At 70.3% G+C, this 22,794-nt stretch carries 21 protein-coding genes and 1 pseudogene; 12 read left to right on the forward strand and 10 right to left on the reverse strand.

The features are described 5' to 3' along the window. The first annotated feature begins 4 nt into the window (after positions 1-4). The 5 genes from FL583_RS27555 (at position 5) to FL583_RS27575 (ending at position 5,936) form a co-directional block, all read left to right on the forward strand. On the forward strand, positions 5-637 hold the full coding sequence (locus FL583_RS27555; protein WP_142707755.1) for an MBL fold metallo-hydrolase: 633 nt from the start codon (positions 5-7) through the stop codon (positions 635-637). Further along, positions 637-1,677: a Gfo/Idh/MocA family oxidoreductase gene (locus tag FL583_RS27560; RefSeq protein ID WP_142707756.1), complete on the forward strand. Its 1,041-nt coding sequence runs from the start codon at positions 637-639 to the stop codon at positions 1,675-1,677. Before FL583_RS27555 ends, FL583_RS27560 begins: the two co-directional genes overlap by 1 nt. Positions 1,678-1,880: 203 nt before the next feature. After that, positions 1,881-3,041: an acyl-CoA dehydrogenase family protein gene (locus tag FL583_RS27565; protein ID WP_142707757.1), complete on the forward strand. Its 1,161-nt coding sequence runs from the start codon at positions 1,881-1,883 to the stop codon at positions 3,039-3,041. A 50-nt stretch (positions 3,042-3,091) separates the two neighbouring features. Next, positions 3,092-5,026, forward strand: coding sequence for a putative bifunctional diguanylate cyclase/phosphodiesterase (locus tag FL583_RS27570; RefSeq protein ID WP_142707758.1), 1,935 nt, complete (start codon positions 3,092-3,094; stop codon positions 5,024-5,026). A gap of 85 nt (positions 5,027-5,111) precedes the next feature. After that, the gene (locus tag FL583_RS27575; protein ID WP_142707759.1) at positions 5,112-5,936 is read left to right on the forward strand and encodes a MerR family transcriptional regulator; all 825 of its coding nucleotides are present in this window, start codon (positions 5,112-5,114) and stop codon (positions 5,934-5,936) included. Here the strand turns inward: FL583_RS27575 and FL583_RS27580 are convergent. The 3 genes and pseudogenes from FL583_RS27580 to FL583_RS43120 all read right to left on the reverse strand — a co-directional run. Then, a complete protein-coding gene (locus FL583_RS27580; RefSeq protein WP_142707760.1) occupies positions 5,933-6,181 on the reverse strand; it encodes a hypothetical protein in 249 nt (82 codons plus the stop codon). The genes FL583_RS27575 and FL583_RS27580 overlap by 4 nt on opposite strands. Positions 6,182-6,392: 211 nt before the next feature. Beyond that, entirely contained in the window at positions 6,393-6,563 is a 171-nt protein-coding gene (locus FL583_RS40360) for a hypothetical protein (protein WP_170323890.1), read from the reverse strand. Positions 6,564-7,107: 544 nt separating this feature from the next. Beyond that, a pseudogene (locus tag FL583_RS43120) lies at positions 7,108-7,296 on the reverse strand (alpha/beta fold hydrolase); the annotation flags it as partial. Between the two features lie 46 nt (positions 7,297-7,342). On the opposite strand from FL583_RS43120, the gene FL583_RS27590 reads away from it, so the two are divergent. Continuing rightward, positions 7,343-7,870: a CGNR zinc finger domain-containing protein gene (locus tag FL583_RS27590; protein ID WP_142707761.1), complete on the forward strand. Its 528-nt coding sequence runs from the start codon at positions 7,343-7,345 to the stop codon at positions 7,868-7,870. A 987-nt stretch (positions 7,871-8,857) separates the two neighbouring features. Here the strand turns inward: FL583_RS27590 and FL583_RS27595 are convergent. Together FL583_RS27595 and FL583_RS27600 are read right to left on the reverse strand one after the other, a co-directional pair. Beyond that, positions 8,858-10,120 (reverse strand): sensor histidine kinase, encoded by a 1,263-nt coding sequence (locus FL583_RS27595; RefSeq protein ID WP_142707762.1) that lies wholly within the window; start codon positions 10,118-10,120, stop codon positions 8,858-8,860. Between the two features lie 48 nt (positions 10,121-10,168). Then, positions 10,169-10,735 carry a hypothetical protein gene (locus FL583_RS27600; RefSeq protein ID WP_142707763.1) on the reverse strand — a complete coding sequence of 189 codons (567 nt, stop codon included), beginning with the start codon at positions 10,733-10,735 and terminating at the stop codon, positions 10,169-10,171. Positions 10,736-10,885: 150 nt separating this feature from the next. Here FL583_RS27600 and FL583_RS27605 point away from each other — a divergent pair, with 150 nt between their 5' ends. The 6 genes from FL583_RS27605 to FL583_RS27630 all read left to right on the forward strand — a co-directional run bounded on the left by FL583_RS27605 (position 10,886) and on the right by FL583_RS27630 (position 17,715). After that, entirely contained in the window at positions 10,886-11,422 is a 537-nt protein-coding gene (locus FL583_RS27605; protein ID WP_142707764.1) for a YbhB/YbcL family Raf kinase inhibitor-like protein, read from the forward strand. A 153-nt stretch (positions 11,423-11,575) separates the two neighbouring features. Further along, a complete protein-coding gene (locus tag FL583_RS27610) occupies positions 11,576-12,358 on the forward strand; it encodes a DeoR/GlpR family DNA-binding transcription regulator (RefSeq protein ID WP_142707765.1) in 783 nt (260 codons plus the stop codon). A gap of 178 nt (positions 12,359-12,536) precedes the next feature. Beyond that, complete coding sequence (locus FL583_RS27615) at positions 12,537-15,311, forward strand: S8 family serine peptidase (RefSeq protein WP_170323891.1); 2,775 nt, start codon at positions 12,537-12,539, stop codon at positions 15,309-15,311. Positions 15,312-15,342: 31 nt separating this feature from the next. Continuing rightward, complete coding sequence (locus tag FL583_RS27620) at positions 15,343-15,786, forward strand: GGDEF domain-containing protein (protein WP_142707767.1); 444 nt, start codon at positions 15,343-15,345, stop codon at positions 15,784-15,786. Between the two features lie 272 nt (positions 15,787-16,058). Beyond that, on the forward strand, positions 16,059-16,715 hold the full coding sequence (locus FL583_RS27625) for a tyrosine-type recombinase/integrase (protein ID WP_142707768.1): 657 nt from the start codon (positions 16,059-16,061) through the stop codon (positions 16,713-16,715). A 433-nt stretch (positions 16,716-17,148) separates the two neighbouring features. Next, positions 17,149-17,715, forward strand: coding sequence for a replication-relaxation family protein (locus tag FL583_RS27630; protein WP_205752498.1), 567 nt, complete (start codon positions 17,149-17,151; stop codon positions 17,713-17,715). Between the two features lie 1,564 nt (positions 17,716-19,279). Here FL583_RS27630 and FL583_RS27640 read toward each other — a convergent pair. From FL583_RS27640 to FL583_RS27660, 5 genes are read right to left on the reverse strand one after another with little or no spacing between them, the layout of a single operon-like run. Further along, positions 19,280-20,092 carry an aminoglycoside phosphotransferase family protein gene (locus FL583_RS27640; protein ID WP_142707771.1) on the reverse strand — a complete coding sequence of 271 codons (813 nt, stop codon included), beginning with the start codon at positions 20,090-20,092 and terminating at the stop codon, positions 19,280-19,282. Next, entirely contained in the window at positions 20,083-20,802 is a 720-nt protein-coding gene (locus tag FL583_RS27645) for a histidine phosphatase family protein (RefSeq protein WP_205752499.1), read from the reverse strand. Before FL583_RS27645 ends, FL583_RS27640 begins: the two co-directional genes overlap by 10 nt. Beyond that, positions 20,766-21,467: a phosphotransferase gene (locus FL583_RS27650; RefSeq protein WP_142707772.1), complete on the reverse strand. Its 702-nt coding sequence runs from the start codon at positions 21,465-21,467 to the stop codon at positions 20,766-20,768. Before FL583_RS27650 ends, FL583_RS27645 begins: the two co-directional genes overlap by 37 nt. After that, the gene (locus tag FL583_RS27655; protein ID WP_142707773.1) at positions 21,464-22,273 is read right to left on the reverse strand and encodes a class I SAM-dependent methyltransferase; all 810 of its coding nucleotides are present in this window, start codon (positions 22,271-22,273) and stop codon (positions 21,464-21,466) included. The genes FL583_RS27650 and FL583_RS27655 overlap by 4 nt, the downstream gene beginning before the upstream one ends. Positions 22,274-22,276: 3 nt before the next feature. Beyond that, positions 22,277-22,792, reverse strand: coding sequence for a P-loop NTPase family protein (locus FL583_RS27660; RefSeq protein WP_142707774.1), 516 nt, complete (start codon positions 22,790-22,792; stop codon positions 22,277-22,279). Positions 22,793-22,794: the final 2 nt, after the last annotated feature.

A 22,794-nucleotide genomic window follows, 5' to 3' on the forward strand; every position in this document is an offset into this window, starting at 1 on the left:
AGGCATGCGCTTCCAAAAGTTCGGCCACGCCTGCCTCCTCGTCGAAGACGCCGGTGCCCGGGTGCTCATCGACCCCGGGGCGTTCGCGCCCGGGTGGGAGGACCTGCGCGACCTGACCGCGGTGCTCGTCACCCACCAGCACTTCGACCACCTCGACCTCGATCGCCTGCCCGCCCTGCTCGACGCGAACCCGGACGCGTCCGTGCACACCGACCAGGCCACCGCCGGGATCCTGGCCGAGAAGGGGCTGCGGGCCACGAGCGTCGCGGCCGGGGCGACGTTCGAGCTCGACGGCCTCTCGGTCGAGGCGATCGGCCAGGATCACGCCACGATCCACCCCGACATCCCGATCATCCCCAACGTCGGATTCCTGCTCGGCGGCCGCTTCTTCCACCCCGGCGACGCGCTCACCGTGCCGACGGTCCCGGTCGAGATTCTCGGCGCCCCGACCGCAGCACCCTGGCTCAAGCTCTGGGAAGCGATCGACTACGTCCGCGCGGTCGCCCCCAGGATCGCGATCCCGATCCACGAGAAGGCCGCCGCCGCGCCCGGAATGTACTACCAGAACATGTCCTCGCTCGCGCCGGAGAGCACGGCCGTCGAGGTCATCGACGACGGCGAACCCCGGGAGTACTGATGCTCCGGGTGGCCCTCCTCGGATACGGCACCGGCGGTGCCTACTTCCACGCGCCGCTGATCGCGGCGGTCGAGGGACTGCAACTGTCCGCGGTGGTGACCGCCAACCCGTCCCGCCGTGCTCAGGTTCACTGTGACCATCCGGACGTCCGGGTGCTGGCCGCACCGGCCGACGTCTGGGCCGATCCGGACGCCTTCGACCTGGTCGTCATCACCACGCCGAACGCGACGCACGTCGAGCTGGCGGCGGCGGCGATCGACGCCGGGCTGGCCACCGTGGTCGACAAGCCGCTGGCGGCCACCGCGGCCGAGGCCCAGGAGCTGGTCGACCGCGCCGAAGCGGCGAACGTGCCGCTCACGACCTACCAGAACCGCCGCTGGGACGGCGACTTCCGGACGCTGCGCCGGCTGATCTCCGACGGATCGATCGGGCGCCCGGTGCGGCTGGAGAGCCGGTTCGACCGTTGGCGTCCGACCGTCCCCGAAGGGGCCTGGAAGGAGAAGCCGGACAACGCCGGCGGGATCCTGCTCGACCTCGGCACCCACCTCGTCGACCAGGCGCTGGTGTTGTTCGGGCCGGTCCGCTCGGTGTACGCCGAGATCGAGGCCCGGCGGCCGGGCGCCGTCGTCGACGACGACGTGTTCCTGGCCCTGACCCACGAGTCCGGCGTCCACAGCCACCTCTGGGCCTCGACGCTGGCCGGGCAGCTCGCGCCCCGGTTCCGCCTGCTCGGCGACACCGCGGCCTTCGTCAGCTGGGGGATGGACCCGCAGGAGGCGGCGCTGCGCGCGGGCCGGAAACCCGGCTCCCCGGGCTTCGGCGAGCGCCCCGCGGCCGAGTGGGGGACGCTCGGAGCGGGCGACGCGGTGCGGCCGTACCGCACGCTGAGCGGCGAATACGCACGGTTCTACGAGGGGGTGGTGGCCGCACTCACGACCGGAGCGCCGCTGCCGGTCGATCCACGCGACGCCGTCCACACGCTCACGGTCCTGGACGCGGCCCGGCACAGCGCAATGGAGCGCCGGATTGTGGATATCTGAGTTATCCACAAAATCCACAGCCTGTGGATGACGCTGTGCACAGTTGTGGACGAGTCCTGTGCACAGCTGTGGATTACAGGGTCGAATGGCGTCTTCGGAGCGCGACCGAGCGTCCTCATTGCGTTGTGGACATCAGCCGTCGCAGGCGTCACGAAGAACGGCCGGAGCACCGGCCGTACACCGGTCCGTACACAGGAGGGCACATGTTCAACCCGCTGGACCCGATCGGGCTCGACGACCTGCTGACCGACGACGAGAAGACGATCCGGGAGGCGGTCCGTACTCGCTGTGATGCTGTAGTAACGCCGCACATCGCGGAGTGGTTCGAAGAGGGCCGGATTCCGGCCCGCGAGCTGGCCAAGGAGTTCGGTGAGCTGGGCGTGCTCGGCATGCACCTGACCGGCTACGGGTGCGCCGGGATGAGCGCGGTCGAGTACGGCCTGGCCTGCCGGGAACTGGAGGCGGCCGACTCCGGGCTGCGCTCGCTGGTCTCGGTGCAGGGCTCGCTGGCGATGTTCGCGATCTGGAAGTTCGGCACCGAGGAGCAGAAGGAACACTGGCTGCCGCGGATGGCGGCCGGCGAGGCGATCGGCTGCTTCGGCCTGACCGAGCCCGACCACGGCTCGGACCCGGCCGGCATGCGCACCCGGGCCCGCCGGGACGGCGACGACTGGGTGCTGGACGGCCGCAAGATGTGGATCACGAACGGCTCGGTGGCCGACGTCGCGGTGGTCTGGGCCGGCACCGACGACGGCGTCCGCGGGTTCGTGGTGCCGACCGACACGAAGGGCTTCAGCGCGCCCGAGATCACCCGCAAGCTGTCGCTGCGGGCCTCGGTGACCAGCGAACTCGTTCTCGACGGGGTTCGGCTGCCCGCTGCGGCCGCGCTCGACGTGCAGGGACTGAAAGGCCCGCTCTCGTGCCTGAACGAGGCCCGCTACGGGATCGTCTGGGGCGCGATGGGCGCCGGACGCTCGGCGTTCGAGACCGCGCTGGCCTACGCGAAGGACCGCGAGCAGTTCGGCAAGCCGATCGCCGGGTTCCAGCTGACCCAGCAGAAGCTCGCCGACATGGCCCTCGAGCTGATCAAGGGCGAGCTCCTCGCACTCCACCTGGGTCGGCGGAAGGACGCCGGCACGCTACTTCCGCAGCAGGTGAGCGTCGGAAAGTTGAACAACGTGCGGGAGGCGCTCGAGATCTGCCGGACCTCGCGGACGATCCTCGGCGCGAACGGGATCTCGGGCGAGTACCCGATCATGCGGCACGCCGCGAACCTGGAGTCGGTCCTGACCTACGAGGGCACGGTCGAGATGCACACGCTCGTGCTCGGCCAGGCACTCACCGGCGAATCGGCCTTCCGATGACTACTTAAACGCACCGGATCTGCGCCGATGTCGACTATGTGCTGAGTCGGTTGACCGCCAGCTTCTGGCAGCGCGTCCCCCGGGGGCGTCCGCCGGGCGATCCCACCTGGGCTTCTCGCCACCGGACGATCGTGGTGGTGTTGGTCGGCCACGTCGTCGGGCTGCCGATCTACGGCTGGATCCGCGACATCCCGTTCGCTCAGTGCATGTTCTCGGTCGCGCCGCTCGTGTTGCTGACCGCGCTCGCCGCCTCGGACCACCTGCCCCGGCGGCTGCGTGCCGTGGCGGCGACGCTGGGCACGGTCGTGTCGTCGGCGGTCGTCGTGTCGTTCTCGGGCGGCTACATCGAGGCGCACTTCCACTTCTTCGTCATGCTGTTCGTGATCATGCTGTACCAGGACTGGCTGACCTTCTTCCTGGCCATCGCGTTCGTCGGGGTGGAGCACGCGGTCGTCGGGGTGCTGACGCCCGGCGACGTCTACGGCGAGCACACCCACCAGGCCGCCGACCCGGTGAAGTTCGCGCTCATCCACGCCGCCTACGTCGGGGCGGCCGCGCTCGCCGCGATCGGCAACTGGCGGCTGACCGACCGGGCCCAGGCGGCCACCGAGGAGATCGCCGAGCAGCTCGAGTTCGAGGTCAGCCACGACCCGCTGACCGGCGCGCTCAACCGCCGCGAGTTCGAGACCCGGATCACCGACGTGCTGACCCGGGTCGAGGAGACCGACGCGAACGTCGTCTGCGTGCTCGACCTCGACCGCTTCAAGATCGTCAACGACACCTGCGGCCATCCGGCCGGCGACCGGCTGCTGGTCGAGGTCTGCGAGGTCCTCAAGAACGTGCTCGCGCCCGGCGACACGCTCGCCCGGCTCGGTGGTGACGAGTTCGGCATCCTGGTCGAGCGTCCGACGGTCGAGGAGGCGGTCGCGCTGGCCGAGGCCGCCTGCGCGGCCCTGGCGGCTCATCGGTACAAGGCCGACGGACGGACGTTCGCGGCCAGCGCGAGCATCGGCGTGCTGCCGTTGTTCGGGCAGGTCCGGTACGTCGAAGAGGTCATGCAGCTCGCCGACGCGGCCCTGTACGGCGCCAAGGAGGCCGGACGCGGCCGGGTACACGTCCACCAGCAGGGAGACGTCGAACTCAACCGGAGGCAGAGCGATTCGATCTGGGCCGGAGCCCTGCTGGACGCGCTGCACGAGGACCGCCTCGAGTTGGTGTACCAGCCGATCGTGCCGACGGCGCAGCCGGAGGCGCAGACCGGCGGGAGGATCGGCGAGATCCTGGTCCGGCTGCGAGAGGCCGACGGGTCGCTGATCTCGCCCGGGCTGTTCTTCCCAGCGGCCGAGCGGTACGACCTGCTGCCCGCGCTCGACCGGCAGGTGGTCGCGAAGGCGATCTCGATGATCGCCGCGCACTACCGCCCGGGCGAGCCGACGAACGACGACCTGTACACGATCAACCTGGCCGGCCCGTCGATCGGCGACGAGACGTTCCGGACGTTCGTCCAGACGCAGCTCGACGAGCACAAGCTGTCGCCCAGCCTGATCTGCTTCGAGATCACCGAGACGGTCGCGATCACGAACCTCGGGGTCGCGCGCCGGTTCATCACCGAGCTGCGGTCCACCGGCTGCCGGTTCGCGCTGGACGACTTCGGCAGCGGGCTCTCGTCGTTCGCGTACCTGAAGAACCTGCCGGTCGACTTCCTGAAGATTGACGGGAACTTCGTCAAGACGATCACCCACGACTCGATCGACCGCACGATGGTGGCCGCGGTGAACAAGATCGGCCACGAGATGGGGCTGCGCACGGTCGCCGAGTTCGTCGAGGACGACGAGACGCTGGCCATCCTGCGCGAGATCGGCGTCGACTACGGCCAGGGCTACGGCCTCGGCCGGCCCGGGCCGCTGACGAGCTGGCTGACCGATCGGCGTCCCCCGACGGGCTCACCGAGCCGGTCGGCCGGAACGACGGCCGCCGTGGCCTGAAGCTTCCTCGCAGACCTCGGGATCGTTACACCGTCTGAGGGTGGGATACTCGCTCACGGCGCCGGATGAAAGGGGAGTCCCTGGTATGGCGGGCCGTCCAGAGACCGAGCAGGCCGGCGAGTACCGGATCAACGACCTGGCGCGCGAGTCCGGCATCCCGGTGCGCAATATCCGGCTCTACCAGGAGCGGCGCATCCTTCCGCCGCCGGAGCGCCGCGGCCGGGTCGGCTGGTACAGCGAGGCGCACCTGGCGCGGCTCCGGCTGATCGCGCGCCTGCTCGATCGCGGGTACTCGCTCGCGCACATCGGCGAGCTGATCTCGGCCTGGGAGCGCGGGCGCGACCTGGCCGACGTGCTGGGGCTCGAAGCGGCGCTGACCAGCCCCTGGACCGAGGAGCCGCAGACCGTCATCTCGGCCGGCGACCTGCAGCGCATGTTCGGCAAGCAGGAGGAGCGGGGGACGCTCGACCGGGCGATCTCGTCCGGGATGCTGGTGCCCGACGGCCCGCGCTTCCGCGTCGCGAGCCCGCAGCTGCTCGACATCGCGGTGCAGCTCGTCCAGGCCGGGTATCCGCTCTCGGTCGTGATGAAGCTGGCCGAAGACAGCATGCACGACGTCGAACGGGTGGCCGAACGGTACGTCTCGCTGGTCAAGGCCACGATCACGCCGAGCCTGTCGCCGGGCGAGCACGGCGAGGCGACGGAGATCGACGACCCCGCCGCCGCCGCTGAGCTGGTGCAGCGGCTGCGGCCGCTGGCGCGCAAGAGCGTCGACGCGATGCTCGCGATCGCGATGGAGAACGCGGTGAACCAGGTGCTCGGTGACGCGGTGAGCGCGCTCGCCAAGGGCGAGGGGGTTCCTGTCGAAGGCGCTCTTGCCGAAGGCGCCCTTGCTGAACGCAAGGGCTAGCTCGTCGGTAGGTTCGCGATTCGGTCGGCGTACTCGTTGAGTTCGCGGACGTTGGGGACGACGCCCATCCGGCGTAAGCGTCCGTGCAGTTCCTGGGCGATCTCGTCGGCCGGAGCGCCGGCCTTCTGCCGCGCCACCTGACTGACGACGAATTCGACGCGCTGCGCGATCTGCCAGCCCAATCGGGTGGCCGAGCTGTCGGAGGCGTTGAAACTTAACCCGCTGATCGAGAATCGTGAGCTCATGCCCGGGATATCGGCGCGCGGTACCTCGGGTTGAGCCCCCACCGGCTCCGTCACTCCGGGGTAGGAGCGACGGAGCCGGCGACTCACCTTGGGAAGAGGGCGCGATCCCGCCTACCGGGTAGCGACAGGATCGCGCCACCAGAAGCGTCGCTCACCGGGGCCGCCGTACTGATACCTCGGTGCATGGCCCCTATTCGGCGGGGTTGGGGGTTCAGTATTGGATCGAGGTATCGGCGTGCGTGACGCCGAATGCCCGGGTGATCTTCGGGTCGCGTGTCTGTTCGTGCAGCCAGAGCGCCAGGCTCGCCAACTCGTCCGGGTCGGCGTCGGGCGCCTCGACCTCCACCTCGTGTGCTGCGGTGCTGATCCGGACTCGCGTCATTGGCTGAAAATACCTGGGGTGGGGATCAGGGGCTGGCTAGTGCCTCGGTCGTCACCCGGCCTGGCGCGGGCGGTGGGTCGAGGTCGAGGTCGCTCACCGGTGCGGTCGTGCCGCCGCACGAGGTTCTGCCGCGTTTCACCGGCTGCCCGCGCAGCGCCGGGCTGGGCCTCTCGATCGTCCGTGAAGTCACCACGACGCACGGTGGCCGATTGATCGCGGAGCTCCGCGACGCAGGTGACGGCTCACGTTCTCAGTGCGTGCGCCTACGAGAACCGACAGCACGACATACGCGTGTGAGTAGGGCCAGCACGTTTCGCGTTACTTTCTGTCGCGGGCCTGTGTCTACGCCCCCGGGATGAAGTCGAGCAGCGCGGCGTTGACGACGTCGCGGTGGGTCCAGGTGATGCCGTGTGGCCTGTCGGGGACCTCGACGACCTGGGCATCGGGCACGAACTCCGGGATGTTCCGGTCGGGTGCCGTGCAGCACGAGCAAGGGTCGCGTCGGATCGCCTCGGCGATCGTGGCGAACGCCTCGGGCGGGACCCCGAGCGGATCGGACTCGCTCTGAACGAACTGCGGGCCCAGCGGTGGCCGGCCGGTCGGATCGGCCGAAGCCCCGTCGGTCGTAGGTGATTACGCGATGGCCGGCCCCGAGAAGCTCGATCGTCTGCGGTTCCCATGACGAGCCGTCCAGGGGGAAGCCGTGGATCAGGACGACCGGGCGGCCGTCGCCGTTGGTGGAGCCGAGGCCGGGCGTCGAGCCGAACTACGATGGGGGTATGCCGAGTCGCGTCAATGCCCGCCACGGGCTGGCCGACGCGCCGAACGGGCTGCTGACCGTTCAGGAGCTGCTCAATACGGTCGCGCTCCGGACTTGGGATGCGCCGGACGACCTGCTCGAACGCGTGGAGAGCGCGTCGGAGTGGCTCGGCGAGGAGATTTCGGAAGCCGAGCTCGGTGAGTTGAAGGCGCTCCGCGATTCCGTGCGGGAACTGCTGCACGGAGCGGCCGCGCCTCTCTCCGGTGCGGTCTCGCTTCAGGTGGACGAGGACGGTCACGCTTCGGCTGGGGTGACTCCCGGAGCGACGCCGGCGGAGGCCCTGCGCGGGAGGGTTTTGGCCGAGGTCCTGCTGGCGCAGGCGCGCGGTGACTGGGATCGCCTCAAGCTGTGCGGGTTCGGGCCGTGCGATTTGGCGTTCTACGACCAGTCGAAGAACCGCTCGGCGCGCTGGTGCTCGGCGCGCTGCGCGAACCGGGTCAATCTTCCCCGCTCGCGGGAGCGCCGGGCGGTTGCGCGGGAGTCCTAAGCTCCCCGAACCATGGGCGCACTCAAACCGTGGCACGTCTTGTCCCTGCTCTGCTGCCTCCTGGTGGTCACGGGTGGCGCGGCCGGTGTGATCGCGCTGGTGCGGTACTCGAGCGGCAAGCGCTGACCACTGAGGTGGTCGTGTTCGAGCGCGTCCGCGGCGGCGACTACCACGGCCGGGTGCTCTCGATCCGCGCCGATGACCTGCGCACGCTCCCGCGCCAGCGCGCAGATTGACGGGTTCCCGGGCCTTCGAGCGGTCGGAGAACCCCGAAAAGTCGCGAATCCGCGTTCGACTGGGGGTTGGCGCGGGTCTACCGGCCGAAGCGGCGGGAATCAGCCGCGCTTAGGTGCACACTGCGGCAGCCCGCCGTGGCGCAGGCCGCCGGCCCTGACCGCCGCATGGCTGCGCTGACTAACTCCATAGACAGACGCTGGTCGGGTCGTCGGATCCAAGACGCCATGTCGCCGCAATCGGGTCCGCGCGCGGGGTGGCTTCCAGATTGAGCGAGTGGCCGCTGGGTTCTCACGCCACCGTTCTGAGCGAATTCGCTGGACCGCGGGTACCTCGATGCCATTGGTCGGCGTCATTGACTGACGACGTCCTGTGCGGGAGAACGGCGAGGGGCTCCGCCGCCGCGGCGACCGCGGTCGCGGATTCCGAGCGCCGGAGGGCTGTTACGCGACTGCTTCCGACTGGTCGGGATCGGCGGATGGCGGCGCCGTTCCGATCGCCACCCGCTGAGGTTCCTCGCCGGTCCGTTGGTGCGCGCGACGGTCCAGGCGGCCGGCCAGCGACCCGCCCCCGGCCTCACCAACGGCCGGGCGGCGGGCCGCCCTGGGCTGGCACAGGTCGATCACGAGGGCGGCGCACTTCGTCCGGACGGTCACCAGTACCGGCGGCCGTCGCGGGGCGGGGGCGAGGGGCGCGTCGTGGGCCACTGATGGAGGAGCGGGCGTGCCTGCGGTGGTTCGCCGGGCGGCGTAATCAAAAGACGCGGGCCGAACGAGGGGTGGGCGGACCGCCTAGGGGACCACCCTCGGTCGGGTCGGGGAGCGTGAACCAGGCGACGGTGCCGCCGGACGGGCTGGCATCCAGGCCGATCTGGCCGCCGTGGGCGGTGATGATCCGGCGCGCGGTGGCGAGCCCGATGCCGGCGCCCTCGGCGCTGGAGTCGTGCGGGTCGTGGACGCGGGTCAGGGGGCTGAAAGCCTCCTCGCGACGGTCGCGCGGGACGCCGATCCCATTGTCCACGACCTCGATCCGCCACGCGTGGTCCTGACGCGCGCTGTGGACGGCGATCAGCGGCGGGCGCTCGGGGTGCCGGTACTTGGCCGCGTTGGAGATCAGATTTTGCAAGACGGCGCGGATCTGGGTGGCATCCACGCGGACGGTGGGGAGGGGGCCGACGTCGAGGTGGGCGCCGACCGCGGTCAGCGCGGGCGCGAGGTCGTGGCGGACCTCCTCGACCAGGTTACGGAGCATGACCGGCTCCCGGCGGAGCTCGCCGCCGAGCTTGGCGAAGCCGAGCAGGTCGGTGATCAGGTCGCTCATCCGGTGGGTGGACGACAGCGCCCGGGCGACGTACTCCGACGACGGGGTGTCGTGCGGGACGTTGTACTGCAGTTCCTCGAGGAAGCCGTTGATCGCGGTGAGCGGGTTGCGCAGGTCGTGGCTGACCTGGCCGGCGAACGCGTGCAGGGCCTCGTTGGAGCGGGTCAGCTCGGCGCGCACCTCGGCCAGCTCGGCGACCGCGTCGACCAGCTTCGACGTGCGCCTGCGCAGCTCCAGGGCGTCGTCGACCTGGCGGGCGAGCAGACCCAGGCCACGGATGCGGCGGTCGTCGAGGCTGCGGGCCTCGTCGTCGAACACGCAGAGCGTGCCGAGGACCTGGCCCTGTGGATTGCGCAGGTGGGTGGCCGCGTAGAAGCGGAAGTTCGCGCGCTCGCCGGTGACGTACGGGTTGTCGGCGAAGCGCGGGTCGTCGAGCGTGTCGTTGATGATGACCTGGCCGGGCTCGTCCAGGATCACGTTGCACATCGAGTCGCTGCGGTTGCAGACGCCCGGCTCGAAGCGGCCGTAGGTCGCGACCGAGTGCTGCTTGCTCTCGCCCATCAGGTTGACGATCGCGGTCGGCGTGCCGGACAGGTCGGCGGCGAGTTCGGCCAGGGCGGTCAGGTCAGGGGCCGGCGGATGTCCCACGACGTCGTAGGGCGCGATCAGCGCGTCCCGGTCGATCCGGCCCGCCATCCACGCCCCCTGACGCCTGAATACCGCTAAGCGCCCATTATAGGGTATTTAGGTAGTTTGCGGAGTTGCGCCGTTCGGACGGTGCAGCTTCGCGAGGCGGTTCTCCAGGTTGAGGACGACGGCCGGGCGGGCGGCGTGTGCGCGCTCGTAGGCCAGCAGCGTCAGGATGTCGCGGTCGTCGAGGTTGCGGGTGCGCTGGCGGATCGCCGCGATCGTGAGGCCGTCCCAGTTCTTGACCGGCAGCTCGTCGGCGGGGGTGGAAGCCGCGGCCGGCGTCACCTCGGAGAGCAGGCTGGCCGCCTCGGCGTGGGCGGCGGCCGGGGTGGGCGCGCCACCGGCGGTCGGCACCGTGGCGACGTGCGGCGGCCGGACGATCTTCGGAGCGGGAGGCTCGGGCGTCACCGGGGGCCGACGGCCCGGGAGCAGCCCCCACAGGGCCTCGGCGGCGCCCGGGCTGAGCCTTCCCAGCGTCTGGACGACCGGGCGGCCGGCCGCTCCGGCCAGCTTGAACACGGGACCTGCGGCGCGTCCGACCACCCACCCGGCGAACCGGAACGACTGGGTGAGCAGCTTCTCCGCCGGGTCCGCCACGCGGCGGGCGACGTCGGTCAGCACGGGAACCTCCGGGGTCGGTGAATTGCTGCTTCGCAGTACCCCGGGGCGGGGCGGCGAAAACTCCATCGTGCCCGGCGCGCGCCATTGTCGTAGCGGCGTGGCAGGGTTTCTGCGGATCCACCGACGGGATCCATCGACGAGGAGGAATCCATGCCGCTTGACCGTCCGCAGGCGCCCGATCCGTACGAGTTGCTGCCCGCGGTCCCGTCGTTCACGGTGACGAGCACCGACGTCACCGCCGACACTCAGCTCGACCTCGCCCAGGTGGCCGGCGACGCCGGAGGGCAAGACGTCTCCCCGCAGCTCTCCTGGTCGGGCTTCCCGGCCGAGACCAAGAGCTTCGTCGTCACGTGCTTCGACCCGGACGCCCCGACGCCGTCCGGGTTCTGGCACTGGCTCGCGGTGAACCTGCCGGCGTCGACGACGTCGCTGCCGACCGGTGCGGGTGCGAGCGACGACAGCCTGCCCGGGGCCGCGTTCCACGTCCGCAACGACTACGGGACGAAGAACTACGGCGGTGCGGCTCCGCCGCCCGGAGACCAGGTGCACCGCTACTACTTCGTCGTCCACGCGGTCGACGTCGAGGCGCTCGACGTGAACTCGGACGCCACTCCGGCCGTAGTGTCTTTCAACCTCGCATTCCACACGCTGGCGCGGGCCCTGGTGGTTCCGACCTATCAGCACTGATTGTCCTGAGTGGGGCCTGGCCTTCGGGCCGGGCCCCAGATGCGAGCGCTTTCCGAGGGGTCCTAGGATCGTCCAGAGAGGACTGTGAGCCGCCGTTGTGTAATAGTGAGGCTGGCAGCGTCCATTCCTGACGTCTTTCCCCGACGAGGAGCGATGGTCCCTGAACAGCGCCGCCAACAGATCGTGACCGCACTGGGCACGAAGGGCATGGTCCGGGCGGACGATCTGGCCAACCAGCTCGGTGTTTCGCTGGAAACCATCCGGCGTGATCTGAACGAGTTGGAACGCCGTGGCGAGCTCACCCGGGTCTACGGCGGCGCTACGCGGGCGCCGAAACGGTCGGAGAGCTGGGACCGGCGGGTCGGTTCACAGGTGGCGGCGAAGCGGGCGATCGCCCGGTACGCGATCCGGTTGCTGCGGCCGCAGCAGACCGTCGTCTTCGACATGGGCACCACGTTGCTGGAGGCCGCGAAGGCGTTACCGGGCGACTGGTCCGGTTCGGTGCTGACGGCGTCCCGGCACGTCGCCGACCACCTCGCCGACTACCCGGGCGTCCGGGTCCAGATGGCCCCGGGCCAGCCCCGGGAGGGTGAGCTGGCGGTCTCCGGGCCCGAGGCCGAGCGGATGTTCGCCGGCGGGTTCGCGGACGTGGCCCTCGTCTCCGCCGGCGGGGTGCACCCGCAGGCCGGCCTCACCGGGTCGCACGAGGACGAGGCCGCGGTCCGGCGGCAGATGATCGCGCGCAGCTTCGAGCGCTACGTGCTCGCCGACTCGACGAAGCTCGGCCGGGTGTCGACGTACCGGGTCACCGACCTGAGCTCGATCACCGCGGTGATCACCGACTCGGACGTGACCAAGGACGTGCTGGACGCGCTGGTCGCGAGGGGTCTGCGGGTGCACATCGCGCCTCCGGTGCCGGTGGATCAGCTCGCCTGATTTCGCCCCTTTTGGGTACACTCTGCGTGTTACCCGATGAGAGGCGGCGTCCACGGACCAGCACCGTTCCGCGTGGACCGCGACCCTGGCCGGACTGGTCTGTGGTTGCTGCTCGGTGGTGCTTCCAGGCTCGGCTGCTCAGGCTGACGTCACCCCGGCGGTGATGCACATCGTGTCGTTGAGCGATGAGCCCATCGCGGCGTATCCGGGTGGGCGCGAGGGGCTCGCGGGGACGCGGCCTCGCCGGGGGGAGCGGGTCGGGCTCTCCTCGGAGGCGGTGCGGAAGTACGGCGAGTACCTGGATCGGCGGCGCCGCGAGGTGCTGGCCGCTCTGCCCGGCGTGCGCCCGGTGTACTCGTACCGGTGGACGGTGAACGGGTTCGCGGCCGAGCTGACCCCGGAGCAGGTGGCGGCCCTGCGGAAGTTGCCCGGGGTCCGGTCGGTGGTGCGGGATTCGGTCCATACGTTGGACGCGGTGTCGCCCGCCGGAACCGGGGAGTTCCTGGGGCTGCCCGGGGTCGGGGGTGCGTGGGCTTCGGCCGGTGGGGTGCCCCGGGCCGGGGCCGGCGTCGTGATCGGGGTCGTGGATACCGGGGTGGCGGCCGGGAGCCCGAGTTTTGCCGGCGGGCGGCCGGGAGCGGCTCGGTACCGGGGGATCTGCGACAGCGGGCGGATCGTCGACGGGTTCCGGTGTCGGGGGGCTCTGAGCGGTGGGCGCTGGTACCTGCGCGGGCTGGGGATGAAGACGGCGGACGCATCGGATCCTCGATCGCCGGCGGACGCCGACGGGCACGGCACGCACGCGGCCGCGGTGGCTGCGGGGGGCGCCGACGTGCCGGCGGATCTGGGGGCGGTGTCGGGCGTGGCGCCGGCGGCCCGGGTGGCGTCGTACAAAGCCTGCTGGCGCGTGAAGGGCGAGGCGACCTGTGCCACGTCCGACACGGTGGCCGCGGTCGACCAGGCCGTCTCCGACGGCGTCGACGTACTGAACGTCTCGATCGACGGGGCCGCCGCGGCCCCGGTCGGCGAGGACCCCCTGTCGACGTCGCTCTACCGGGCGGCCCAGGCCGGCGTGTTCGTGGCCGCGTCGGCCGGGAACGACGGCCCGGCGGCCGGGACCGCGCACGGACGTCCGTGGATCACGACCGTCGGCGCGGGCACGTACGACCGGCATCCGGCCGCGGCCGTGCGGCTCGGGGACGGAACCCGCCTCACCGGGGCCGGGCTGGGCGCCGGGGTGCCGGACCGTCCGCTGGTGGCCGGGTCCGAGTGCCGGAAGCTGGACCCCGCCGACGTGCGCGGGAAGATCGTCGTCTGCCTGCGCGGCGGCAACTCCCGGCTCGACAAGAGCGAGGAGGTGTCGCGGGCCGGTGGCGTCGGCATGGTGCTGGCGAACCCGGGGGTCGAGGCGGTCGCCGCCGACCGGCACTCGGTACCGACCGTGCACATCGACTCCCGGACGTACCAGCGGCTCCGCGCGTACCTGCGGTCGGCGTCCGCCCCGACGGCCCGGCTCGAACCGGCCCGGATGCTCTCGAACGGCGCCACCCGGCCCGAGGTCGCGGAGTTCTCGGCCCGCGGCCCGGACGGCGACGCGCTCGCGCCGGACCTGCTGGCTCCCGGCGTCGACGTGCTCGCCGCCGACGGTGAGGACTCGTTCGGGTTGCGCTCGGGGACGTCGGTCGCGACGCCGCAGGTCGCCGGGGCGGCGGCGCTGATTCGGGCCGAGCACCCGGAATGGTCCCCGGCCGCCGTGAAGTCGGCGCTGGTCACGACCGCTGACCCGACGTCGATCAGTACCCAGGGTGGCGAGATCGCCGGTCCGGCGGAGTACGGCGCGGGTGCGCTGTCGGTGTCGGCCGCGCTCGATCCCGGCCTCGTCTTCGACTCGGCCGCGGCCGCTACCGCGCCCTACAGCGCTCAGAACACTCCGTCGATCACGATCGGCTCGCTGGCCGGCGTCCGCATGGTGCGACGGACGGTGACGAACGTCGGGGACGCGGAAGAGACGTATCGGGTGCAGGTCGACGAACCGGCCGGGGTCGAGGTCGCGGTGGAGCCGCGGACGCTGACGTTGAGGCCGGGGGAGCGGGCGTCGTTCACGGTTGCGTTGCGGCGGGTGTCGGCGCCGTACGACCAGTTGGCGGCAGGGTCTTTGACGTGGGTGAGCGGTTCGGCCGGCCGGGAGGCCGGGAGTGGGGCGGGCCGGGAGGCCGGGAGTGGGGTGGGCCGGGAGGCCGGGAGTGGGGTGGGCCGGGAGGCCGGGAGTGGGGTGGGCCGGGAGGCCGGGAGTGGGGCGGGCCGGGAGGCCGGGAGTGGGGCGGGCCGGGAGGCCGGGAGTGGGCACACGGTGCGGGTTCCGGTCGCGGTGACTCCTGTTGTGGTGGCGGCGCCGGCGCAGGTGCCGTTGGGGCGGGAGCTGACCGTCGTGCCGGGGTTCACCGGGCGGCTGTCGGCGCGGATGGTCGGGCCGGTGCCGGCGGTCGGGCATTTCGCGCGGCTGACCCGAGGCGCGGCGGCGCACTTCACCGTGAGAGTGCCGAAGGACAGTGCGCTGGCCCGGTTCGCGCTCGATCCGGCGGATTATCCGGTGGGGACCGACGTCGATCTGGCGGTCTATCGGCGGGGCGTGCGCGTGGGGCGCAGTGGCGGTCCGGCGGCCCGCGAGCGGGTCGATTTGTCGACACCGGGCGCGGGGACGTACGACGTGTACGTGCGGCTGGTGGCGGCGCCAGGGACGGAGCCGGTGGCGGTACGGATGGATTCGTATCTGGTGTCGGCGGCGTACTCGGACGGCGAGGCGAGCGCGGAGCGGACGGTGACGTCGGGCCGGCCGCTGCGGATGAACAGCCCGGGACCGGCTACGCCGGGGCGGTGGCTGGGGCGGATCGAGTGGTCGGATGGGGGTACGGGCCAGGCGACGACGCTGATCAGCGGGTCGGACGCCGAGTAGGAGGTCGATTACCTCTCAGCCTGGCCGCCGGATGCCGATACCGCGTTCCTGTACGGGACGGGGTGGGCGCCCGCGTCGCTGGGCCTACGCCGCGAGCCACGACTCGCTCACCGGCCTGGTGAACCGGGCCGAGTTCGGCCGGGCGCTCGACGCGGCCTGCGCGGACGGCCGGGCCGCGACGCCCGCTGGTGGCGTACCGGGCCGCTTCGGCGGCGACGAGTTCGGCGTCGTGCTGACCGATCCAGCCGGAGCGGTTCCGCTGGCCGAGGGGATCCTGGAGCGCATGGAGACGCCGGTGCCGACCGGCGCCGGCCCGCTCCTGCTGCGGGCCAGCATCGGCGTCGCGACGCTCGACGAGGACGGTTCGCTGGGCGCCGGGGGCCTGCTGGGGGCCGCCGATCTGGCGATGTACCGCGCCAAGCGGAGCGGCACGCACCGGTACCAGGTGGCCGCCCCGGCCTCGGCGGCCGCGTGATTACGCTCGACGGGAAAGACAGAGGCCCCGCGCCGGAGTAGGGCTGCGGGGCCTCTGACCTGTCTCAACCAGACGCGCGCTCGGAGGGACTCGAACCCCCAACCTCTTGATCCGTAGACGCCATTTGCCGTTAGAAATGTCCACTGGAGACTCTCGGAATTTCGATTAAACTCCTGTTCAGAGGCCTACTGATATGCCGCTTCGTGATTTTCGGTGACGGCCTATGGTTCCGGGTCCACGGTCAAATGACGGTCAAACCAGTGGAGTAAGACGTGGGGTTCTCACGGAAACGGATCGGCGCGAACGGCAAGCCGCGGTACACAGCCTTCTACTGGGACGTACGCGGGAAGGAACGGTCAGCCGGCACGTTCAGCACCAAGAAGGCAGCCGACGACGCCTGGCAGCGCGCCGAAGTCGAGATCGCCGCCGGGAAGGTCGGCGACCGCCGACGCGGGCGACAGACGTTCCGCCGGTACGTCGAGCAGGAGTGGTTCCCGAACCACGTCATGGAGGCGACGACACGGCAGAGCTACGCCTACCAGCTCAACAAGTACATCCTGCCGGAGCTGGGCCCGATGCGGATGGCGGAGATCCTGCCCGTGCACATCCGCGAGTGGGTGCTCAAGCTCGAGAAGGAAGACGGCGCGGGCGCCGCCGCGATCCGCTACAGCAAGGTCATCGCTGACTCGATCTTCACGACTGCGCTCAACGATCAGATCATCGCTCTGCACCCCGGCAAGGGCGTCAAGACGCCGCCGGTCCCTCGCAAGCCCCGGCAGATCGTCACGCCGGAGCAGTTCGACACCTTCTACGCGGCCCTAGACGGCGACGCGATTCGCCTCCTGGTGAGGACCGAGATCGAGACCGGCATGCGCTGGGGTGAGCTGACCGAGGTTCGCATCAAGGATCTGGATCTGAGCCTGCCCTAAGGACTGCTCACGGTCTCCCGCGCGGTGGTGCTCCTCAACCCCAAGTTCCACCCCGACGGTGGGCGCTTCCTGGTGAAGAACTACCCGAAGGACAAGGAGACCCGTCCGATCCGGCTGGCCCGCCACCTGACGGCGAAGCTGGTCGCCTTCATCAAGGCAAACGACCTCGGTCCGGACGACCTCCTATTCTCGTACAAACCACCGACGGAATCCCGCCGACGGATCCCGGACGTGCTGCCAGACCCGGCCACCCTCGGATGGACCGAACCGAACGCTCAGGGTCGCACCTATCGGCATGGCACTCCGACTGCGTACGGGATGGCTCGCTGCCGGTGCCGCCACTGCAAGGACGCCGTCGCCGCTTACCGGGCTACCCGCCGCGCTGCGGGGAAGGATTCGCCCCGCACTCCGCGTGCGGTGGCCACCGACGCCGATGGGCACATCAGCCGGGACTGGTTCCGTCGCCGGCTCCCGCCAGCTACGGCATCTGCTCGGGGTCAACCAGTTCTTCGCCGACCTGATCGGCCACGCCCGCACCCACCCCGGCGTACGCCTGAACCGATGGTGGTCCGAGCAGCACGCCACTGACGTGCACGACCTCGCCGGCATCCGCCCCGACGGGCACGGCGTCTGGACAGCGGACGGCCGCACCGTCGGGTTCTTCCTCGAGCACGACAACGGCACCGAACCTCTCAGCGTCGTGCGACGCAAACTCGGCGCCTACACCCGCCTGGCCAACGGCGGACCCCGATACCCAGTCCTGTTCCGCGTGCCCAGCGCCGCTCGCGAAGCCAATCTCCTTGATGCCCTTGCCGACGAGCGCCCGACCCCGATGCCGGTCGCCACGTCCACCCACGACCGGCATCCCGCCGAACAGTCCTGGTTGCTGGCCGCCAACCCCCACCATCGCTGGGCTCTCCACGAATTGCCCAGCGACCACGGTCCCGTCGGCTCCGTCCTCAACCAGGGCCGTTATGCCGATACGGAGGCCGACCGGTAGAGCCCAGCCCGCCGTCGCGAGCCGCCGGCTGTGCTCTCACTCCCATCCCGCACTTGCCCGGTTCCTTACACCGCAGGTCAACGGGGGGTCGGAGAGATTTGTCCGGGCGATCGTGAGAGAGCACCGAGCTAACGTTCTGTCACCACCAAACCAACTCACACGCATCACCCGGTCCCGCTGCCCGGACTACCTCGCCGATCCGGCACCTCACACGGTGGACCCGTCCACCCGCCCTAACCAGGGCCGGTCGACTCTCACCTCCCGGCGAAGCCTCCGCACGGCCGCACCGGCCCTTCCCTGACCGACCAGCAACTCGGCGCATCGAACCTGTACTCAGTCGCCGACCGCGACGCCCTCACCCCATCCACGCCACTGGCCAACCCGCCACCTGACGCCTCGACTGTGCCGCGATGCGATTCCGCCTGACGCTGGACGCAATTCCGCCAGCGTGAAGCCCGCCTGCACCGCTGTCGAAGCCCGCGATTCCGCTCACTCTCGTAACCAGCCTTGTCATGTGCGCTGTGCTCCTCGCACCGACGATGAGCGGCGACGTGCTGAGCCAGGTCTCGGCTGCTCAATTCGGTTCGCCGTGCGCCCCGGGCCGGGGCACCGAACGCCGGTGCGGCCCGCAAAGAGCCGCCCTTTCCCTCTTCGGCGACCCGGCCAGGAGGCACTACGTGGCATCCCGCGCGCCCCGCCGCGCGCCTCGTCGGCAGCGTCCCTTACTTCAGTGCCTCATCCGTCTCGCGCGGGCGAGTCCCTCTGCGCGACTTGATCCATCGCCGAAGTCGAGCGTCCATGCCTCCCACCGCTCCGAACCGACCGCCTCCCCGTTCCTGGGCGGCGCATCTGGGCGGACGGCACCTGCTCCCGCCGATCGGAGGCGCACCTAATGGACCAGCACCCACGCGCACGCCCCAGCGACACCGCAGAGCTCCCGGCCGGCGTCGCCGACCCACTGCTCTGGAGGGTCGCCTACGACGTCGCTGCCGCCCATCAACCAGGAGCCGACGGCCGCTGTCTCAACTGGCAGTGCACCAACCTGGCCCCTGGCGAGTGCGCGGTCGCCGCCGATGCCCACCGCGCTCTACAACTCGCCTGCCCTGGTTGGTCCCCTCATCCCGAACCGAAACCAGCTCCCGCGAGCCCCTCTACACCTGTTTACGCAGGCCAACGGCAGGTACCCAAGGCCGCCGACCTGCCCGGAACTCGCGACTGGGCCAACCGCTTTCCCGGTTGGTTCACCCCACGCTCCGCGGAAGCACCGACTGCGTCCGGCGAATCCGTCCGCTGGCCGGGGCCCGAGCAGCGGAACCTCACATCCTCCGGGCGCCGAGCCTTTCCCCCTGCAGGTACCAAGCCTGCAAACACCGAAGCGCAGCATCGAACTGGAGCCCGTACTTTCGTGTGGCTTCCCTACCGGCCACCCTGCTCGACTCCACAGCGCCGTGAACGTGCGGAAAGGCCGCCTGGGCCGCGAGCCCACGCCGCCTATGCGCAGTCGGCGTGATCCATTCCCGCAACTTCGGCCAGCTCAGCCACCTATCGGGCCTCAGGAAGAACGCTATTGAAGGGATACCGAGCGCGCCTCTGAGTGCCGGACGGTGCCGGTCAGCCTGTCCAACGGGATGCAATGGGCGATGACCTCGCGATCGCGCTCGTCCAGTGCCCCATACCCCGCGAGAAAGGCCTCTTCAAGGTCCGGCCGCTCCGGCCACACGCGGTCCGCGAGGCGCACGACGTCGCGAGCTGCAAGGTCGTATCGGGAGTGCTCGAAGTCGATCACCGCTACTCCACCACCCGGACGAACCAGCAGGTTGCGCGGCATGAAGTCGAGGTGGCACGGCACGGCCTCGATCGGCGCGAGTTCCGTCAGCGCGTGAAGGTGCGCCCGGACGTCTGCGATCTCGGCAGCGGTTATGACGTCCCGGCCCCGGTTGAGCCAATATTCGCCCCGTTCCGCCAGCCGTATGGAGATGTCCGGCTCGAGCCGGGGTGGACCCGCGTCGTGGAACAGCCGCAGCAGCGCGCCTGCCCGGGAGTACGCGGAAGCCTCCTCCTCGCAATCGAGTGAGGCTTCGCTCAGTTGCTGGCCGGCGATCGCGGCGACGATGATTGCTGGAGGGTCGGTGCTGACTGCCACGATCTCGGGCGCGCCATCCCCGAGCACACCCACCCAGTTCCGGTAGGCGTGGACCTCCTGGTGGTGACGCTCGGGACTTCGATGCGCCTTGACGATGACCTCGCCGGCGGAGGTCGACGCCCGTAACACCGCTGTTCCGTCGTGGCCAGGATGCAGCGCCACCTGGTGGGCGTCGGGATCGACCAGTTGGCGGCAGAGGGTGAGGAGTTCGTCTGCGGGCGCTGCTACGCGCATGGCTCCGCCAGGTGGCGGGTGTCGTTGTGCGCAGTGAGCATCCAGGTCTCCCGATCGAAGCGGTTGACGTGCCGCTCCCAGCGGCTGATGCCGGTGTGATCAGTGACGTATCCGGTGGTCACTCGCACCTCGGAGGGAACGCAGAGCAGCAGGGTGTGGGCCGCCTCGATGGTCTCGCCGTGCGCGACGACAAGGATGCGGTCGCCGACGTGTTCGTCCAGCAGCGACCGCAAGGTGCGATGGGCTCGGTCGAGATAGACGTTCCATGGTTCGGCTCCGGGCGCGTACGGCTCGTCGGGCCGATGCTGAGGCGGGCCGCCGAACACCGTCTTCATCTCGCTCCAGAGCTGGCCGTCGGCCTCGCCGTGGTCCGGACCGCGCAGGTCATCGACGATGGTCGGCTGGCTGGACAACGCGAACGCCACGGTGGCGACGGTCTCTCGTACGCGTTGGCGGGGCGTGCCGTAGATCGCGCAGAACGGCCGATCTCGATGTTCGGCGGCGAGGCGGGCGGCGAGCCTCCGCGCCTGCTCGTGACCGCGAGGGCTGAGCCCGGTGCATCCACGGTCGCCGCCGACGGTGCCGGTGACGTTGCAGCTGGCTTCGCCGTGTCGGACGACGACGAGTTCGGTGGTCACTGCCACGGTGGCGCGCTCCTTCGGGAAGCAGCAGGTCAGATTGGTATCGGCCACGGCCGCGTGTCGGCCCACGAGTGCTCGTAGCCGTTGCGGTGCAGGTAGCGCGCGGTGAGGACGTGGTGGATCTCGGCGTAGAGCGCGAGGTCGTACGCGGTGGCGGACGACGCCGGGCCACCTGCGTGCACGACCGCGGTGTTGTATGCGTCAAGCGCCTCGTGGATCGCCGAAGCCGCGATCGAGCCGTAGGTCATGACGAGGGAGACGACGAGCTTGGCGAGGTCGTAGCCGAACGGCGCGAGGGTGAGGTCGTCGAAGTCGACGACTGCGGGCCCGTCGGTGGTGATGAGGAAGTTGCGGAGATTGGCGTCCTTGTAGAAGGCGACGTCGCCGCCGACCGGAACGTCGAAGCGCGCGAGCACCTGCTGCCGGCAAGCGCAGAAGTCAGGAATCGTCAGCGCGGGCGTCGCGGTGAATGGATCGTCGAGCTGCGCGGCGTGCAGGTGCTGTTGGTAGGCGGTGCCATGGAGTCTGCCGAGCACGATCGCGAGGTCGACCAGGTCCCGAATCTCTGGCTGGCGTCCTTCGATGCGTTCGAGGATTTGAAGCGTGCCGGTTCCGGGGTGGGCGTGCGGGAGCCGGATACCGCTTCCGAGTTGCTCCAGCCAGTCGCGGTGGCGCCGGGCGGCGAGCACGCAGGCGGCGTCCGGGTGGCGCTTGACGAAGACCGGCGAGGTCATGGACGCGCTGCTAATAGATAGGTGACGGTCGAGAAAGTGGTCAGCCCGTACTCAGGCATCTCGGCGCGAAGCGCCTCCACGAGATCGTCGGTGCGCACCTGGTACTTGGGGCTTGTACCGGCGTATTCGGCTAGGTGCTCGGCGTCGCTAAATCGGAAGGTGTGGCATTCGTCGATGCGCCCGCGGACCATGAGGCCAGCGCTCTCGATCGCGTTCTCCGCGTTCGCGGAGTGGAAGCTCTGATAGAGGCTCGGCCGTCGCGTCGCATCCGGGTCCATCCCGCTGGCGACCATGACCTCGTCGATCTCGCGATAGCTGTCGGCGGACTTGGTCACAGCCACGATGACGCCGTCCGGTCGGAGGCAGCGAGCGATCTCTGTGAGCACACTGTCGGGCTGGCTGGAGTGATAGAGACAGAAGGCGGCCACTGCGAGATCCACGGTTCCAGTGGCGACCCGCAGTTGGTGGAAGTCGGCGACCACGACGTCGGGATGGTGGCCGGCCGACCGCAGGCGTTCAGCGGCCACGTCGAGGAGCGCCTTCGACTGGTCAATCGCGACGAGGTGCGCTTCGGGGTAGCGGTTCGCCAACTGGACTGTACTGGTCCCGCGTCCGCATCCGATGTCAAGGATGCATTGCGCATGCGGCGCCGCCTCGACCGCTAGATCGACGATCGTCGCTGTGGCGTCGGCGCCTTCGATCTTCGCCCGGTGGAGGGCACCGGTCCGTTGTTGGAGCCGAGCCGGTGCGGCGTAGAGCGCACCCCGAACGAGACCTTTGTCAGTGAACGGACTGTCGGTCGGCACGGCTCACCTCTCCGAGTCTCCGTCGTCGAGGCGCTGCAGGAACTGGTTCGCGCGGCGTCGGCTGGTGAGGCGGACGTAGGTCGCGTGCTGGCCGTGCTCGGCGATCAGCGCGTCCACCCGGGGCCGCATCGTCTTGCGGTAGCCGAGGATGTATTTGACGAACGACCAGGTGATCCGGTCGTAGACCCCGTCGGCATGCTGGCCACCCCGGTAGCGCCAGCGGCGTTGCGCGATCCCCCAGAGGCAGGCCCAGGCGGGCAGATCGAGGAAGATCACCGTGTCGGCGCGAGCGAGGCGGACGGGCAGCGTCGAGGCGTAGTTGCCTTCGATGAGCCATCGATCGGCGGCGACGAGATCGCGCTGGAGCTCGGCGAACTTCTCCATCGGGGTGGGGTTCCAGCCGTCGTCGTAATACAGCGCGTCGAGGTTGGTGACCGAGAGCCCGAGGGCGTCGCCGAGCCGGCGGGCCAGGACGGTTTTCCCGGAGCCTCCACAGCCGAGGATCGCGATCCTGTTCATGC

The sequence above is a fragment of the Cryptosporangium phraense genome, assembly GCF_006912135.1.
GTDB lineage: Bacteria > Actinomycetota > Actinomycetes > Mycobacteriales > Cryptosporangiaceae > Cryptosporangium > Cryptosporangium phraense.

Excerpts from the sequence above, each read along its gene's own strand:
- FL583_RS40360 (WP_170323890.1), bottom strand. The coding sequence starts at position 6,563 with ATGACGCGAGTCCGGATCAGCACCGCAGCACACGAGGTGGAGGTCGAG.
- FL583_RS27630 (WP_205752498.1), top strand. The coding sequence starts at position 17,149 with ATGGGCACATCAGCCGGGACTGGTTCCGTCGCCGGCTCCCGCCAGCTA.
- FL583_RS27560 (WP_142707756.1), top strand. The coding sequence starts at position 637 with ATGCTCCGGGTGGCCCTCCTCGGATACGGCACCGGCGGTGCCTACTTC.
- FL583_RS27610 (WP_142707765.1), top strand. The coding sequence starts at position 11,576 with ATGGTCCCTGAACAGCGCCGCCAACAGATCGTGACCGCACTGGGCACG.
- FL583_RS27590 (WP_142707761.1), top strand. The coding sequence starts at position 7,343 with ATGCCGAGTCGCGTCAATGCCCGCCACGGGCTGGCCGACGCGCCGAAC.
- FL583_RS27555 (WP_142707755.1), top strand. The coding sequence starts at position 5 with ATGCGCTTCCAAAAGTTCGGCCACGCCTGCCTCCTCGTCGAAGACGCC.
- FL583_RS27565 (WP_142707757.1), top strand. The coding sequence starts at position 1,881 with ATGTTCAACCCGCTGGACCCGATCGGGCTCGACGACCTGCTGACCGAC.
- FL583_RS27660 (WP_142707774.1), bottom strand. The coding sequence starts at position 22,792 with ATGAACAGGATCGCGATCCTCGGCTGTGGAGGCTCCGGGAAAACCGTC.
- FL583_RS27620 (WP_142707767.1), top strand. The coding sequence starts at position 15,343 with ATGCCGATACCGCGTTCCTGTACGGGACGGGGTGGGCGCCCGCGTCGC.
- FL583_RS27605 (WP_142707764.1), top strand. The coding sequence starts at position 10,886 with ATGCCGCTTGACCGTCCGCAGGCGCCCGATCCGTACGAGTTGCTGCCC.
- FL583_RS27650 (WP_142707772.1), bottom strand. The coding sequence starts at position 21,467 with ATGACCTCGCCGGTCTTCGTCAAGCGCCACCCGGACGCCGCCTGCGTG.
- FL583_RS27580 (WP_142707760.1), bottom strand. The coding sequence starts at position 6,181 with ATGAGCTCACGATTCTCGATCAGCGGGTTAAGTTTCAACGCCTCCGAC.
- FL583_RS27575 (WP_142707759.1), top strand. The coding sequence starts at position 5,112 with ATGGCGGGCCGTCCAGAGACCGAGCAGGCCGGCGAGTACCGGATCAAC.
- FL583_RS27595 (WP_142707762.1), bottom strand. The coding sequence starts at position 10,120 with ATGGCGGGCCGGATCGACCGGGACGCGCTGATCGCGCCCTACGACGTC.
- FL583_RS27640 (WP_142707771.1), bottom strand. The coding sequence starts at position 20,092 with ATGCGCGTAGCAGCGCCCGCAGACGAACTCCTCACCCTCTGCCGCCAA.